The following is a 14,585-nucleotide window of genomic DNA, read 5'->3' as shown; positions in this document are numbered from 1 at the left end:
TCCCGCGAGCCGTCCCCGTCAGGTCAGGCGGGTCGCGCCGCCGTCAGGTCAGACGGGTCGCGCCCGACAGGACCCGCGCGTCGCGCCCGTCAGAACCCGCGCGTCGCGCCCGTCAGGTCCGGCGCGTCGCGCCCGTCAGGTCCGGCGCGTCGCGCCCCGCGGCACCCGCAGCTCCGCCGGGGCGCCGCCGGGCGCCCAGCGGTACCCCTCAGCCGGCAGCACGGGGGCGAGCACGAGGTTCGACAGCGCGAGGCAGGCGGCGGCCGCGGAGTGGTCGAGCGGCCGGACCGCCTGCACCTGCGTCGCGTGGGCCCGCAGCGCCGCGAGCACCCGGTCCCGCACGGGCGCGACGTCCACCACGAGGTCCGGCTCCCCCGCGGCGGCCACCGACGGCAGCGGGCCGCCGGGGTCGGGCAGCGCGAGCGGGCCGCTGCGCGTCGCCGGGTCGGCGGCGGCGTGGGCCGCGAGCACCGCGCGGACCGCGGGGTCCTCGGCCAGCGCGGCGTACCCGGCGCGCAGGGCGTCCGGGTCCTGCACCGCCCACGCGACGGCCGGCCGCCACCCGCCCGCGGCGGCCGGGTCGGCGGCCCGCTCCGGGTCGGCAGGCCGCTCCGGGTCGGCAGCCTGTGCCAGCTCCACCGCCCGCATCGTGACCTCGTGCGCCCGCACGTGGTCCGGGTGCCCGTAGCCGCCGCCCGGCTCGTACGTGACGACGAGGTCCGGGCGCCGGTCCAGCAGCAGCCCGGCGAGCCGCCCCGCGGCCTCGTCCAGCGGCACGCCCACGAACGCCCGCTCCGGCAGCGCGGCCGCGGCCCCGGCCCGCCCGGTCCCGACCCACGCCATTCCCGAGTCCTCGTACCGCGTCCCGGACGTCGAGAGTGCAGCAGATGCGGGGTTCAGGGCCTCGGACCCCGCACCTGCTGCAACCTCGACGGGCGGGGAGGCGAGCGGGAGCGTGTCGAGGAAGACCTGGGCCGCGCCCAGGGCCGCGACCGCGCGCGCGAGCTCCCGCTCCCGGTGCGTGGCCAGTGCCGGGCCGTCGCCCTCCAGGTGGGCGAGCTCCGCGCCGATCACCTCGCCGCGCTCCCCGCGGGTGCACGTGACGACCAGAGCCGGGAGGCCGGCGGCGGCCCACGTGGCGAGCAGCGCGCCGGACGTCAGCGTCTCGTCGTCCGGGTGCGCGTGCACCGCGACCACGCCACCCGTCACGGGCGGCGTGGTCGCGGCGGTCGTCACGGCGTGAGCCGTCAGGCGCGCTTGGCCCGCGCGGTCTGGCGGGCGCGCTCGGTCTGGTCCAGGACCACCTTGCGGATGCGCACCACCTCGGGGGTCACCTCGACGCACTCGTCCTCGCGGGCGAACTCCAGCGACTCCTCGAGCGTCAGGTGCCGCGGCGGCACCAGGTTCTCGAAGTTGTCGGCCGTGGAGGAGCGCATGTTGGTGAGCTTCTTCTCCTTGGTGATGTTGACGTCCATGTCCTCCGCGCGGGAGTTCTCGCCGACGATCATGCCCTCGTAGACCTCCTGCGTGGGGTCCACGAAGAACGAGCCGCGGTCCTGCAGGTTGATCATCGCGTAGGGCGTGACGACGCCCGCGCGGTCGGCCACCAGCGAGCCGGACACCCGGGTCTCGATGGGGCCGGCCCACGGCTCGTAGCCCTCGGCGATCGACGACGCGATGCCGGTGCCGCGGGTGTCGGTGAGGAACCGGGTGCGGAAGCCGATGAGGCCGCGCGACGGCACGAGGAACTCCATGCGGACCCAGCCGGTGCCGTGGTTCGACATCGTCTCCATGCGGCCCTTGCGCTGCGCCAGGAGCTGCGTGACGGCGCCCAGGTACTCCTCGGGCACGTCGACGGTCATGCGCTCGACCGGCTCGTGCACCTTGCCGTCGATCTTCTTGGTGACGACCTGCGGCTTGCCGACGGTCAGCTCGAAGCCCTCGCGGCGCATCTGCTCGACGAGGATCGCCAGCGCCAGCTCGCCGCGGCCCTGGACCTCCCACGCGTCGGGGCGGTCGGTCGGGACGACGCGCAGCGACACGTTGCCGATGAGCTCGGAGTCGAGGCGGTCCTTCACCTGCCGGGCGGTGACCTTGTGGTTCTTGCCGCCCTTGCCGGCGAGCGGCGAGGTGTTGATGCCGATGGTCATCGAGATCGCCGGGTCGTCGACCGTGATGAGCGGCAGCGGGCGCGGGTCCTCGGGGTCCGTCAGCGTCTCGCCGATGGTGATGTCGGCGATGCCCGCGACGGCCACGATGTCGCCGGGGCCGGCCTTCTCGGTGGGCACCCGGTCGAGGGCCTTCGTCTCGAGCAGCTCGGTGATGCGGACGTTCTGCATCGTGCCGTCGGCGCGCGCCCACGCGACCGTCTGCCCCTTGGTCAGCTCGCCGTTGAAGACGCGCAGCAGCGCGAGGCGCCCGAGGAACGGCGAGGCGTCGAGGTTCGTGACGTGGGCCTGCAGCGGCGCGCCCTCGGTGTACGTGGGGGCCGGGATCTTCTCGAGGATCGTCGCGAACAGCGGCTCGAGGTTCTCGGAGTCCGGCAGGCCGCCGTCGGCGGGCTGGTTCAGCGACGCCCGGCCGGCCTTGGCGGCCGCGTACACGACGGGGACGTCGAGGATCGCGTCGAGGTCCAGGTCCTCGACCTCGTCGTGCAGGTCGGACGCGAGGCCCAGCAGCAGGTCGGTCGCCTCGGCGACGACCTCGGAGATGCGGGAGTCGGGGCGGTCGACCTTGTTGACGACGAGGATCACCGGCAGCTTCGCGGCGAGCGCCTTGCGCAGCACGAACCGCGTCTGCGGCAGCGGGCCCTCGGACGCGTCCACCAGCAGCACGACGCCGTCGACCATGGACAGGCCGCGCTCCACCTCGCCGCCGAAGTCGGCGTGACCCGGGGTGTCGATGACGTTGATGGTGATGCCGTCGGGCTGACCCGCCGCGGCCGCCGCGGGGCCGGAGTACCGGACCGCGGTGTTCTTCGCGAGGATCGTGATGCCCTTCTCGCGCTCGAGGTCACCGGAGTCCATCGCACGCTCGTCCACGTGGGCGTGGGCGCCGAACGCGCCGGACTGCCAGAGCATGGCGTCCACGAGCGTGGTCTTGCCGTGGTCGACGTGGGCGACGATCGCGACGTTGCGCAGGTCGCCGCGCACACGGGTTCCCGTGGGCGTCGAGGGCACAGACATATGAGGACTCATTCCGCGAAGGGGGTGGGAGGGGGCGCGACGACGTCGAGCGCCGATCGATTCTACGCGCCCGCGCGCCCCGGCACGAGAGAGGCCCTGTGCCGGGGCGCGCGGGGGTGGTACGGGGGTCGTGCGGGGCCGTCAGAGACCGGTGGGGTCGGGGTGCCCGGCGCCGAGGTCCTCCGCGTCGGCCGGGCGCCGGCGGTCGCGGGACGCCGCCTCCTCGCGCTCGATCTCCTCGCGCTGGGCCTCCAGCATCGCGTCCCGCAGCTCGCGCCGGCGGCGCTGCTCCTCCGGGTCCGGCACCGGCACCGCGGCCAGCAGGCGCTGCGTGTACGGGTGCTGCGGCTCGGTGACGACCTGCGCGGTCTCGCCGATCTCCACCAGCTTGCCCTTGTGCATCACGGCGATGCGGTCGGACAGGATCTCGACCACGGCCAGGTCGTGGCTGATGAACAGGCACGCGAAGCCGTGCTCGCGCTGGAGCTCCTGGAACAGCTCGAGCACGGTGGCCTGCACCGAGACGTCGAGCGCCGAGGTCGGCTCGTCCGCCACCAGCAGCTTCGGCTCGAGGGACAGCGCCCGGGCGATGCCGACACGCTGCCGCTGCCCGCCGGACAGCTCGTGCGGGTAGCGGTTGCGCATGGCCCGCGGCAGCTGCACCTGGTCCAGCAGGCGCTCGACCTCACGGCTGAGCTCGGCGCCCTTGGTGCCGCGGTGCAGCAGCAGCGGCTCGGCGATGGACTCGCCGATCGGCAGGCGCGGGTTCAGCGAGGAGCCCGGGTCCTGGAACACGATGCCGACCTGGCTGCGCAGCGGGCGCAGGGTCTTGGCGGTGGCGCCCACCATGTCGACGCCGTTGATCGTCAGCGAGCCCGACGTCACCGGCAGCAGGCCGACGAGGGCGCGGCCGATGGTGGTCTTGCCCGACCCGGACTCGCCGACGAGGCCCACGACCTCGCCCTGGGCGATCGAGAAGCTCACCTCGTCGACGGCGCGGAACGCCGGCGTGCGGCCGCGCCCGGGGTACTCGACGACCATGTCGCGGGCCTCGAGGATGACCGGGCGCGTCGTGGCCGGCGCCGCCGACGGCTGCTCGACCGGGGTCGCCGAGGCGCCCGGCGTGCCGGCGTGGCGGCCCAGGTGCGGGACCGAGTCCAGCAGCCGCTGCGTGTACGGGTGCTGCGGGGCCGAGAAGATGGCCGCGGAGTCGCCGTGCTCGACGACCTCGCCGTCCTTCATGACGACGATCGAGTCCGCCATGTCGGCGACCACGCCCATGTCGTGGGTGATGAGGACGATGCCCGAGTTGATGCGGTGCCGCAGGTCCCGCATGAGCTTGAGGATCTCGGCCTGCACCGTCACGTCGAGGGCCGTGGTCGGCTCGTCGGCGATCAGGAGCTTCGGGTCGCACGCGAGCGACTGGGCGATCATCGCGCGCTGGCGCTGGCCGCCGGAGAGCTGGTGCGGGTAGGAGTCGAAGCGGCGCTCCGGCTCCGGGATCTCCACCAGGCGCAGCAGCTCGATCGCGCGCTCCTTGGCGGCGGACGGGCCCATCTCGAAGTGGGTGCGCAGCGTCTCGACGATCTGGAACCCGATCGTGTAGACGGGGTTCAGCGCCGTCATCGGCTCCTGGAAGATGACCGCGATCTCCTTGCCGCGGATCTTGCGCAGGGGTCCGTTCGGCATGCCGATGAGCTCGCGCTCGCCGAGCTTGGCGGAGCCGGTCGCGCGCCCGTTCTGCGGCAGCAGGCCGAGCAGCGCCATCGACGACTGCGTCTTGCCGGAACCCGACTCGCCGACGATCGCCAGGACCTCGCCCGGGCGCACGTCATAGCTCACGTGCTTGGCGGCGGGGAACCACGCGCCGTCCACGTAGAAGTCCACGCCGAGGTCGCGCACGCTCAGCACCGGGGTGGTCTCCGGTGCGGTCGTGCCGTGGGAGGTGTCGATGGCCACGGTTCAGTGTCCTTCCTGCAGCGGCAGCGTGCCGGTGCACCACGACGCGGCGGTCCGGGACCGGGCGTCTGGGAGCATGAGGCCATGGGCCCCACGCATGTCTTCCGTTCGGGATTCGGCCGGGTGCTGACCGCCGCGGCCGCCGTCGCGGCGGTGGCCGCGGGCGTCAGCGTGGTCGCCACCGACGGCGCGCAGGCGCTGCTCGCCTACGGTCCGTGGCTGGCACTGGCCGTCGTGCTGGTGGCGGCGACCTTCTGGCTGCCGCAGGTGGAGGTCAGCGACGCGGGCGTCGAGGTCCGCAACGTGTGGTCCACGGTGCGGGTGCCCTGGCCCGCGTTCCGCGGCGTCGAGGCCGGCTTCTCCCTGGAGGTGCGGTCGGTGTCCGGCACGGTGAGCGCCTGGGCGGCGCCCCGGTCGAGCGGCACCGCCGCCCGGCTGTCCCGTGGCCGCCGCGAGGAGGCCCCGCTCCCCGGCGGCGAGCCCGGCGCCGTGCTGCGTCACCGGGGCGCCGCCGAGACCGCGGCCCGCGCCGTCGCCGAGCGGTACACCGCCCTGCGGGACGCCGGCCACCTCACGGGTGCCGAGGCGGCCGTCGCGGCCGGCGTGGTGCCGACCCGCCGGCTGCACGTCCGCACGGTCGCGGCCGTCGTGCTGCTCGTCGCGGCCGGCGTGGCCGGGCTGCTGCTGGGCTGACAGCGGCCCGCGCCGGGGTGCGTCCACCGGGTCGACCTCAGCTGCCGAGGCCGTTGCCGCGGCCCTGGATCTGCAGCGGCACGACCGGCTCGCGCGAGGCCGCGGCCTCGGCGCGCGCCATCTTGCGCTCCGACGGGATCCGCTTCTGCCGCGGGTCGAACGCGTCGCGGAGGCCGTCGCCGATGAAGTTGACGCTCAGCGCGATGACCACGATGAACAGACCGGGCCACCAGAACAGCCACGGCCGCGTGGCGAAGGCGCTCTGGTAGTCGCTGATGAGGCGGCCGAGCGACACCTCCGGCGGCGTGATGCCGAAGTGGATGTAGGAGAGCGCCGTCTCGAGCAGGATCGCCTGGCTCATGAGCAGCGTGGTGCTCACGATGATGACGCCGATCGCGTTCGGCAGGATGTGCTTGAAGATGATCCGCCGCGTGCTCGCGCCGGCGACGCGCGCGGCGTCCACGAACTCCCGCTCGCGCAGCGACAGGAACTCGCCGCGCACCAGGCGCGCGAGGCTCGGCCACAGGATCAGGCCGAGGGCGAAGGCGAACACCAGGCCCGACACCCCGCCGGCGAGCTTGCCGACGACCGCGCCGATGACGAGCGCGGGGACCGTGATGAACAGGTCCGTGGTGCGCATGAGGAACGTGTCGATCCGGCCGCGGTAGAAGCCGGCGAGCGAGCCGACGAGCACGCCCACGACGCAGGACACCACGCCGATGATGAGCATGACCATCAGCGAGGTCTGGATGCCCTTCATCACCTGGGCGAACATGTCGCGGCCGATCTCGTCCTGGCCGAGCGGGTGCTCGCCGATCGCGAAGCCGGTCCCACCGAGCCACGTCGGCAGGGACAGCGTCGGGCTGCCGCCCGGGTTCGTGATGTTCTGCGGGTCCGGCGCGCCGGTGTACTTCCACCAGCCGGGGACGGGGCCGAAGCCGACCGAGCTGAACGCCAGCAGGATCACCGCGACGAGCACGCCGAGGCCGATCATCGCGCCCTTGTGCCGGAAGAACCGGCGCCGGACGATCTGCCCCTGGGACAGGCCCGCGACCTCGTGGAGCTCGATCGCGTTCTCAAGGTGCTCCGTCGGCTGGTCGCCGCCGGACGGGGGGGTGGGGTTCTGGGTGCTCATGCGTCCAACCGGATCCGGGGGTCGACGACCGCGTAGATGATGTCAGCCACGATGTTCGCGATGATCGCGAGGGCCGCGGTGATGAACAGGTAGGCCATCACCGGGTCCATCTCGGCGTTCTGCAGCGACTGCACGAAGAGCTGACCCATGCCGGGCCGCGCGAACACGGCCTCGGTGATGATCGCGCCGCCGATGAGGGTGATGACGTCGATGGGGACGACCGTCGCCAGCGGGATCAGCGTGTTGCGGAACCCGTGGCGGACCACGACGAGCCGCTCCGGCAGGCCCTTGGCGCGCGCGGTGCGGATGTAGTCCTGGTTCATCACCTCGAGCATGCTCGAGCGGGAGTACCGGGTGTACGCCGCGAACGCGATGAGGATCAGCGTCAGCGTCGGCAGGATCAGGTGCGTGAACGAGTCGAGCGTCTGCACCCAGTAGTTGCCGCCGAGGTTCGGCGTGCGGTCGCCGAACGTCGGGATGGGACGGCCGCTCAGCGCGTTGAAGTACGGCACCCAGACCTTCATGACCTGGTCGACGAAGATCAGCGCGCCGACGACGATCGCGGTGATCGCCCCGGCGCGGGCCGAGACGCCGCGGTCCGGGCCGCCGAACAGCATGCCGACCCCCCAGCCGACCGCCAGGGTCACGACCGCGAGTCCCGCGATCAGCAGGTGCGACTCGTCGACCGCCTTGAAGAAGGACCCCATCGGGAAGTACAGGGCGACACCGAGCAGCGCGACCGTCAGCGTCGTGAACAGCGCGCGGCGGTTCTCCAGGCCCGCGGACACCATCGTCACGGCGAGGGCCGTCCCGACGCCGAGCACCAGCAGCAGCACCGGGCCGATCTGCGGCCGCGACCACCAGTCGGCGAGCTGCAGGTAGGCGAACATCGAGAAGGTCGCGGCGGTCGCGATCCCGAAGACCTGCGCGCGGCGGCGTGTCGACCCGCCGATCGCCAGCATCCAGACGACACCGGCGACCGCCGACAGGGCGATCAGCACGGGCCAGGCGATGGTCGGGTCCCGCAGGAAGTCGTTGAAGCCGATGGCGCCCCACTGCTTGAGCAGGACGGCGACCCAGAAGGACGGCAGCGAGTACAGCAGGAACGACACGAAGATGATCAGGTAGTCGAACGCGCTGTACTGGCGCAGCGCGCTGACGATGCCGACGAACACGCCGAGGATCAGCGCGAGGAACGTCGCGGCGGTCACCAGCTCGAGCGTCGAGCCGATCGCGTCGCCGATGAGCGGTCGGACGTCCTGACCCGTGCGCCAGGCGACGCCCCAGTCACCGGTCACGAAGTTCCCGATCCACCGGAAGAACCGGATGACGACGTTCGTCTCGAGGTCGAGCTGGTCGATGCGGGCCTCGATGAGCTGGGCCTTGTTGGGCGCCGTGCTCTCCCGCAGGTCCTGCAGCGGGTCGACCGCGGCGTTGACCAGGATGAACATCAGGAACAGAGCCACGAACAACGTGGCCAGCCCCGCAAGGAAGCGGCGCCAGAGGAATCTCAGCACGGGGAGGGGACCTCGCTCACGGAAAGGATGCCGCGGACGAAGAGGGATCCTAGCCTCACGTCCGCACGTACTCGTGGCCCGGGTCGGGTCCGAGCACGCGAAGGGCGCCGGGCGGGGGTGCCGCGGCGCCCTTCGGTGTGGTTCTGGGCGGCCGTCCCGCCGGCGCCTCGGGGAGGCACCGGCGGGACGTGCCGGTCGTGCGCTGGGTGGGTCAGCTCGCCGAGGCGGCCGAGCCCGGGGTCCAGTTCCAGAAGCCCGCGAAGATCGTCGGGTTGATCGAGATCTTCGAGATCCCGTCGATCTTCTCCGGGTTCCAGGCGGTGACGCCCGGGAACTGGAACAGGGTCACGCCGAACGCGTCGTCGACCAGGTGCTTCTCGATCTGGCCGAGCAGCTCACCCTGCTCGTCGGGGTCGGTCGAGACCTGGAGCTCGTCGAACAGCGAGTCGACCTCCGGGTTCGAGTACCCGTAGAAGTTGTTCGTCGCGTCGGTCCGGTAGTTGGCGTCCGACTCCGTGACGGCCGTCGACTGCGACTGCCAGCCGAACAGGGCCGCGTCGTAGTAGGAGGTCGCGTTGGACAGGTCGGTGCCCCAGTCGGACTGGACCTGGTACGGGGTGACCGTGATGCCGGCCTCCGCCGCGGACGCGGCGATCAGCTGGAACTCGTTCTGGCGCCGGGTGTTCTCCGGGTCGAAGAGCAGGCGGACGTTGACCGCCGGCACGCCGGCCTCGGCGAGCAGGGCCTTGGCGCCCTCGATGTCCACCTCGCCGAACTGGGCGTCCTGGCCGGAGGCCTCAGCGACGGCGTCGTAGTTGGGCGAGCCGGGGACCACGGTGAAGGAGCTGCGCACCGTGGCGTTCTCGTTCAGCGGCTTGATGAGCGAGTCGACGATGTCCTGGCGCGGGATCGTCTTGAGGAACGCCTGGCGCACCTTGAGCGCCTTGTCGGCGTCGCCGCCGTAGGTCGCCGGGTCGAACGGACCACCGTTGGCGAACTGCAGGTCGATGTGCTCGTAGGTGCCCTCGTCGGAGGTCTCCACCTTCAGGCTGTCGATCGCCTGGATCGCCTCGAGGACGTCCGCAGTCGACTGCGGGCTGATGAGGTCGACCTCACCGTTCTGCAGCGCCTGGACCTGACCCATCGGGTCGCCGTTCCAGCGCACCGTGACGGTACCGATGGCCGCCGTGTTCGCGCCCTCGTAGGCCTCGTTGGCCTTGAGGGTCATGTACTGGTCCTTGACGAAGTCCGTCATGACGTACGCGCCGTTGGACAGGTACAGGTTCGCGTCGTCCGGGAGCTCGGTGTAGTTGAAGTCCGTGCTCCAGACCTTGGCGATCTTGGAGAGCGTGTCGACGTCGTTGTTGAGGATCGCGTCCTGGACCGCCTGCGTGGCGGCCTCGGCGTCCGCCTCGTCCAGCGCGCGCTGACCGACGACGTGCGACGGCAGCGTCGGCGCCGTCATGCAGGTCTCCCAGTCCGCGAACGGCTTGGTGTAGGTGAACGTGATGGTGCTGCCGTCGACCTCGGGGGTCTCGATCAGGGCGGCGCACGGGGAGGCGGCGTCGAAGTAGACACCCGCGTCCAGGGCGTCCTGGTTCGAGATGTTGCCCTCGTCGTCGTACTCGGCCTCGACGTTGTTGAACGTGCCGCTCTGGGCCGCCCACTCCAGGAGGAAGTCGGTCGGGGTGACCGCGACGCCGTCGGACCACTTCGCGGTGTCGGCGAACGTGTACTCGACGGTCAGCGGGTCGTCGGAGGTCTTCTCGTACGTGCCGAACGACTCGTCCGGGACCAGGTTCAGCTCCTGGTCGTAGTAGTTGAAGCCCGACTTGGTGAGGTACGTGATGACCGAGTTGGCCGTCGCGTTACCCGTGATGCTGTTCTGGTTGTACGAGTAGAACGGCTGGTTCCAGGCGATGTTCACCGAGGTCTCGGTGTTGATGCCCGAGTCGTCGGTGGTGTCGTCGCTGCCGGAGTCCGAGCAGGCCGTCAGCGCGAGGGCGCCGGCCGCAGCGATGGAGACCGCAGCGGCGGCCTTTCGTGTGATCCTCAATGTTCCTCCTGAGAAGGTGGCGCTCGGCCTCCGGCCCCTGCGCCGCGGCCGTCACCGGCTCGCGCAGGGCGGACGCACGCTCCCGCCATGGATGGGGACACGCTAGTGGCGTCGAGACGGACATATCGGACACCCCCGAGGCCAGGGGCCGATCGTTACCGGATCGATACTGAGTAGTAGTGTCCAGCATTCAAGACGGAACATGCGTGTAACGTCCCGGAAACATCAGGATCGCGGGGCCGGCACCTCGTGACGGGCCCCGCGCGGGCACCGCAGCCGAGCGCGGGTCGCGCCGGGTGTGCTATGGACGCGCCGCTGCGGAGACCGGCACGCGCCCAGGGCTACCGCTCCGCCGGGTCGGCCGGGGGCTCCCAGCCGCCGTCCTCACGGATCCCCCGCGCGATCCGCTGCCCGATGTCCCGCAGCTGCCGGACCTGCGCCGAGGTCAGCCGGTCGAGCACCAGCCGCCGCACGGTCCGCACGTGCCCGGGCGTCGCGTCCGCCACCGCACGGCGCCCGGCGTCCGTGAGGACGGCGAGCGTGTACCGGCCGTCCTCCGGGTCCGGGCCGCGACGCAGCCAGCCGCGCGCCTCCAGCCGGCCCGCCGCGCGCGACAGCCGGGACAGCGTGCTGTTGGCGTAGCCCGCCAGCACGCTCATGCGCAGCGTCCCCCCGTCGGCGCGACTCAGCGCGTAGAGCACGCCGTACTCGAAGTGCGTGAGACCCGCGTCGCGCTGCAGCGGGGCGTCCAGCGCCGGGGGCAGCCACTCCAGGACGGTGGCGAGGGCCGACCACGCCTCGAGGTCGGTGCCGGACAGCTCGCGGGGCGCGCCGGGATCGGTCATGCCCCGCACCCTAGCCGTCGTCGCTGACTTGCCCAGGCAAGTCATCGACGCCTACGGTCACGTGCTTGAGCAAGCGACCCCGCGCCGTGCGGGACGGAGGAGGACGAGATGGATCTGCAGCTGACCGGCCGGAGGGCCTTCGTGAGCGGGTCGACCCAGGGCATCGGCCACGCGATCGCACGGGGGCTGCTGGACGAGGGCGCCGAGGTGGTGGTCAACGGGCGCGACGCCGGCCGGGTCGACGCCGCCGTGGCGCTGCTGCGCGACGCCGTCCCGGGCGCCGTCGTGTCCGGCATCGCCGCCGACCTCGCCGACGCCGCACAGGTCGAGCGGCTGCTGGACGAGCTCGGGGAGGTCGACGTGCTCGTCGTCAACGCCGGGGTCTTCGACGTGGCGCCGTTCGACCGGCTCACGGACGCCGACTGGCAGCGCCACCTCGACCTCAACCTCCTGAGCGCCGTGCGCCTCACCCGCCGGCTGCTCGGCCCGATGCTCGGCCGCGGGTGGGGCCGCGTCGTGCTGATCAGCAGCGAGTCCGGGGTGGACGTCCCGGCCGACATGACGCACTACGGCGTCACCAAGGCCGCCCTGCTCGCGCTGGGGAACGGCCTGGCGAAGACCACCCGCGGCACCGGGGTCACGGTCAACACCGTCCTCGGCGGGCCGACGTGGTCCGACGGCGTCGCCACGACCGTGGAGCAGATCGCGGGCGCCCAGGGCGTGGTGCCCGCCGACCTCAAGGCGTCCCTGGCCACCGCTCGCACCACGTCGCTGCTGCAGCGGTTCATCGAGCCCGAGGAGATCGCCCGGCTCGCGGTGTACCTCGCCAGCCCGGTGTCGTCGGCCACGAACGGCGCCGCCGTCCGTGCGGACGGGGGCGTGCTCACGACGCTGCTGTGAGCCGCTCGACGGCGTCCGGGCGCGTCACGGTCCGCCGCGTCCGGGCGTCCGGGCGCCCGGGCGCTCAGGCCCGCAGGGACGCGGTGATCGTGAACTTCGGGTTCCGCGCGACCTGCCGCGTCGGGCCGACCGCCTCCCGCAGCGCCGGCCGGTACCCCAGTCCCGAGTTCCACACGCACCACAGCTCGCCACCCGGGCGCAGCACCCGCGCCGCCTCCACGAACAACCCGCGGGCCACCCCGTCGTGCACCGCGGCGCCGACGTGGAACGGCGGGTTCAGCAGGACGAGGTCCGCGCTCGCGTCCGCGATCCCGGCGGTCCCCCGGGCGCGCCGGACGCGGACGCGCTCCCCCAGCCCGTTCGCCGCGACGGTCGCCCGGGCGGACGCGACGGCCGCCGCGGACTCGTCGGTGGCCACGACCTCCACGCCCGGGCGCGCGGTGGCCAGCGCGGACGCCAGCACACCGGTGCCGCAGCCGAGGTCGACGGCGGTGCGGGCGTCCGGCACCGCACCGGCCAGGTGCTCGACCAGGAACCGCGTCCCGATGTCGACGCGCGCACCGGCGAACGCCGCACCGTGCGCGCACACCGTCAGGCCGAGGTCGTCGTGCCGCGCGGTGACGGGCCAGGCGGCCGCGCCCGCGGAGGGGCGAGGCTCCACGGCGTGCAGCACCCGGGCCTTCTGCCGCCCGCGGCTGGCCCGCACGACGCCGAAGTGGCGGGCCAGCACCTCGTTCATGGCCCGGGACATGTGCTTCTCCCGGCCCGCCGCGACCACCGCGACCGCCGGGTCGGCGTGCCGCGCGACGAGCCCGGCCACCTCGTCCAGCGCGTCGAGCGACCGCGGCAGCAGGAGCAGCACGACCCGCGCCCCGGACACGAGCTCCGGGCCGAGCCCGGCGAGCGACCGGAACACGTCCGCGCCGCCGAGCCGGGCGGCGTTCCCCGCCAGCGCGAGCTCGCCCGTGAGCCGGTCGGTGTGCGCGCGGACCCCGCTGAGGCCGAACCGGTCGGCCGCCCCCAGGGTCACCGCGCCGTACCGGTCGCCGACCACCACGACCGTCCCGGGCGCGGCCCGGTCGAGCAGCGGCGCGGCCTCGTCGAGGAGCAGCCGGTCCGCGGCGTCCACCGCGACCAGGTCGGGCGCGGGGATCTCGGGGTCGCAGCGCAGCGCGGCGAGCAGGTCCTCGGTCATCAGACGTTGAAGCGGAACTCCACCACGTCGCCGTCGGCCATCACGTAGTCCTTGCCCTCGATGCGGGCCTTGCCGGCGGACCGCGCGGCGGCCACCGAGCCGGCCTCGACCAGGTCGTCGAACGAGATGACCTCGGCCTTGATGAAGCCCTTCTGGAAGTCCGTGTGGATGACGCCGGCGGCCTGCGGGGCCGTCCAGCCCTGCCGGATCGTCCAGGCGCGCGACTCCTTCGGCCCGGCCGTCAGGTAGGTCTGCAGGCCGAGGGTGTGGAACCCGACGCGGGCGAGCTGGTCGAGGCCCGCCTCCTCCTGGCCGTTCTCGGCGAGCATCTCCTTCGCCTCGTCCGGCTCGAGCTCGACCAGGTCGGACTCGAACTTCGCGTCGAGGAAGATGGCGTCGGCCGGGGCGACGAGCGCGCGCAGCTCCTCCTGCATCGCGGTGTCCGCCAGGCCGGCGTCGTCGGTGTTGAACACGTAGATGAACGGCTTGGCCGTCATGAGCTGCAGCGGGGCGAGGTCCGCCAGGTCGAGCCCGGCGGCCTTCGCGCCCTGGAAGAGCGTCTGGCCCGTCTCCAGCACGGCCTGCGCGGCCTGGGCGGCGGCGAGCTCGGCCGGGTCCGCCTTCTTGGCGCGGACCTCCTTCTCGAGCCGGGGCACGATCTTCTCGAGCGTCTGGAGGTCGGCGAGGACGAGCTCGGTGTTGATCGTCTCGATGTCGTCGCGCGGCGACACGCGCCCGTCCACGTGCACGACGTCGGGGTCGGCGAAGGCGCGCGTCACCTGGCAGATGGCGTCGGCCTCGCGGATGTTCGCGAGGAACTTGTTGCCCAGCCCCTCGCCCTCGCTGGCGCCCTTGACGATGCCGGCGATGTCGACGAACGACACGGTCGCGGGCAGGATCCGCTCGCTGCCGAAGATCTCCGCGAGCTTCTCCAGCCGCGGGTCGGGCAGCGGCACGACGCCGACGTTCGGCTCGATGGTGGCGAACGGGTAGTTCGCCGCGAGCACCTGCGCGCGGGTCAGGGCGTTGAAGAGGGTGGACTTGCCGACGTTGGGCAGGCCGACGATGCCGATGGTGAGTGCCACGGGCGACCATCCTAG

11 protein-coding genes are annotated in these 14,585 nt (G+C 72.7%); 2 read left to right on the top strand and 9 right to left on the bottom strand.

Annotation, left to right across the window (positions count from 1 at the left end; all coding sequences use genetic code 11):
• Positions 1–135 precede the first annotated feature (135 nt).
• From K5O09_RS04285 to K5O09_RS04275, 3 genes are all read right to left on the bottom strand, one after another.
• Positions 136–1,236, bottom strand: coding sequence for a PIG-L family deacetylase (locus tag K5O09_RS04285; protein WP_255596109.1), 1,101 nt, complete (start codon positions 1,234–1,236; stop codon positions 136–138).
• Between the two features lie 11 nt (positions 1,237–1,247).
• Complete coding sequence (gene typA / locus K5O09_RS04280; protein WP_222171596.1) at positions 1,248–3,185, bottom strand: translational GTPase TypA; 1,938 nt, start codon at positions 3,183–3,185, stop codon at positions 1,248–1,250.
• Positions 3,186–3,326: 141 nt separating this feature from the next.
• Positions 3,327–5,144, bottom strand: coding sequence for an ABC transporter ATP-binding protein (locus tag K5O09_RS04275; protein WP_255596107.1), 1,818 nt, complete (start codon positions 5,142–5,144; stop codon positions 3,327–3,329).
• Positions 5,145–5,228: 84 nt separating this feature from the next.
• On the opposite strand from K5O09_RS04275, the gene K5O09_RS04270 reads away from it, so the two are divergent.
• On the top strand, positions 5,229–5,837 hold the full coding sequence (locus tag K5O09_RS04270) for a PH domain-containing protein (RefSeq protein ID WP_222171595.1): 609 nt from the start codon (positions 5,229–5,231) through the stop codon (positions 5,835–5,837).
• 37 nt (positions 5,838–5,874) lie between these two features.
• On the opposite strand, the gene K5O09_RS04265 is transcribed toward K5O09_RS04270, so the two are convergent.
• The 4 genes from K5O09_RS04265 to K5O09_RS04250 all read right to left on the bottom strand — a co-directional run bounded on the left by K5O09_RS04265 (position 5,875) and on the right by K5O09_RS04250 (position 11,390).
• Positions 5,875–6,972 carry an ABC transporter permease gene (locus K5O09_RS04265; protein WP_222171594.1) on the bottom strand — a complete coding sequence of 366 codons (1,098 nt, stop codon included), beginning with the start codon at positions 6,970–6,972 and terminating at the stop codon, positions 5,875–5,877.
• A complete protein-coding gene (locus K5O09_RS04260; RefSeq protein WP_222171593.1) occupies positions 6,969–8,489 on the bottom strand; it encodes an ABC transporter permease in 1,521 nt (506 codons plus the stop codon). Before K5O09_RS04260 ends, K5O09_RS04265 begins: the two co-directional genes overlap by 4 nt.
• 211 nt (positions 8,490–8,700) lie before the next feature.
• Entirely contained in the window at positions 8,701–10,545 is a 1,845-nt protein-coding gene (locus tag K5O09_RS04255) for an ABC transporter family substrate-binding protein (protein ID WP_222171592.1), read from the bottom strand.
• Positions 10,546–10,886: 341 nt separating this feature from the next.
• Positions 10,887–11,390: a MarR family winged helix-turn-helix transcriptional regulator gene (locus K5O09_RS04250; RefSeq protein WP_222171591.1), complete on the bottom strand. Its 504-nt coding sequence runs from the start codon at positions 11,388–11,390 to the stop codon at positions 10,887–10,889.
• Positions 11,391–11,498: 108 nt separating this feature from the next.
• Between K5O09_RS04250 and K5O09_RS04245 the strand changes: the two genes are divergently transcribed.
• Positions 11,499–12,290 carry an SDR family NAD(P)-dependent oxidoreductase gene (locus K5O09_RS04245; protein WP_222171590.1) on the top strand — a complete coding sequence of 264 codons (792 nt, stop codon included), beginning with the start codon at positions 11,499–11,501 and terminating at the stop codon, positions 12,288–12,290.
• A 64-nt stretch (positions 12,291–12,354) separates the two neighbouring features.
• Here the strand turns inward: K5O09_RS04245 and K5O09_RS04240 are convergent, their stop codons facing one another.
• Complete coding sequence (locus K5O09_RS04240) at positions 12,355–13,485, bottom strand: class I SAM-dependent methyltransferase (protein WP_222171589.1); 1,131 nt, start codon at positions 13,483–13,485, stop codon at positions 12,355–12,357.
• A complete protein-coding gene (ychF, locus tag K5O09_RS04235) occupies positions 13,485–14,570 on the bottom strand; it encodes a redox-regulated ATPase YchF (RefSeq protein WP_222171588.1) in 1,086 nt (361 codons plus the stop codon). Before ychF ends, K5O09_RS04240 begins: the two co-directional genes overlap by 1 nt.
• Positions 14,571–14,585: the final 15 nt, after the last annotated feature.

The organism is Cellulomonas sp. C5510 (assembly GCF_019797765.1).
Taxonomy (GTDB): domain Bacteria; phylum Actinomycetota; class Actinomycetes; order Actinomycetales; family Cellulomonadaceae; genus Cellulomonas.
This window is presented reverse-complemented; position numbering and strand designations above follow the sequence as displayed.

Bases quoted from the DNA above. Each gene is read 5' to 3' on its own strand.
- typA (WP_222171596.1), bottom strand. From the start codon at position 3,185: ATGTCTGTGCCCTCGACGCCCACGGGAACCCGTGTGCGCGGCGACCTG.
- K5O09_RS04270 (WP_222171595.1), top strand. From the start codon at position 5,229: ATGGGCCCCACGCATGTCTTCCGTTCGGGATTCGGCCGGGTGCTGACC.
- K5O09_RS04265 (WP_222171594.1), bottom strand. From the start codon at position 6,972: ATGAGCACCCAGAACCCCACCCCCCCGTCCGGCGGCGACCAGCCGACG.
- K5O09_RS04250 (WP_222171591.1), bottom strand. From the start codon at position 11,390: ATGACCGATCCCGGCGCGCCCCGCGAGCTGTCCGGCACCGACCTCGAG.
- K5O09_RS04245 (WP_222171590.1), top strand. From the start codon at position 11,499: ATGGATCTGCAGCTGACCGGCCGGAGGGCCTTCGTGAGCGGGTCGACC.
- K5O09_RS04240 (WP_222171589.1), bottom strand. From the start codon at position 13,485: ATGACCGAGGACCTGCTCGCCGCGCTGCGCTGCGACCCCGAGATCCCC.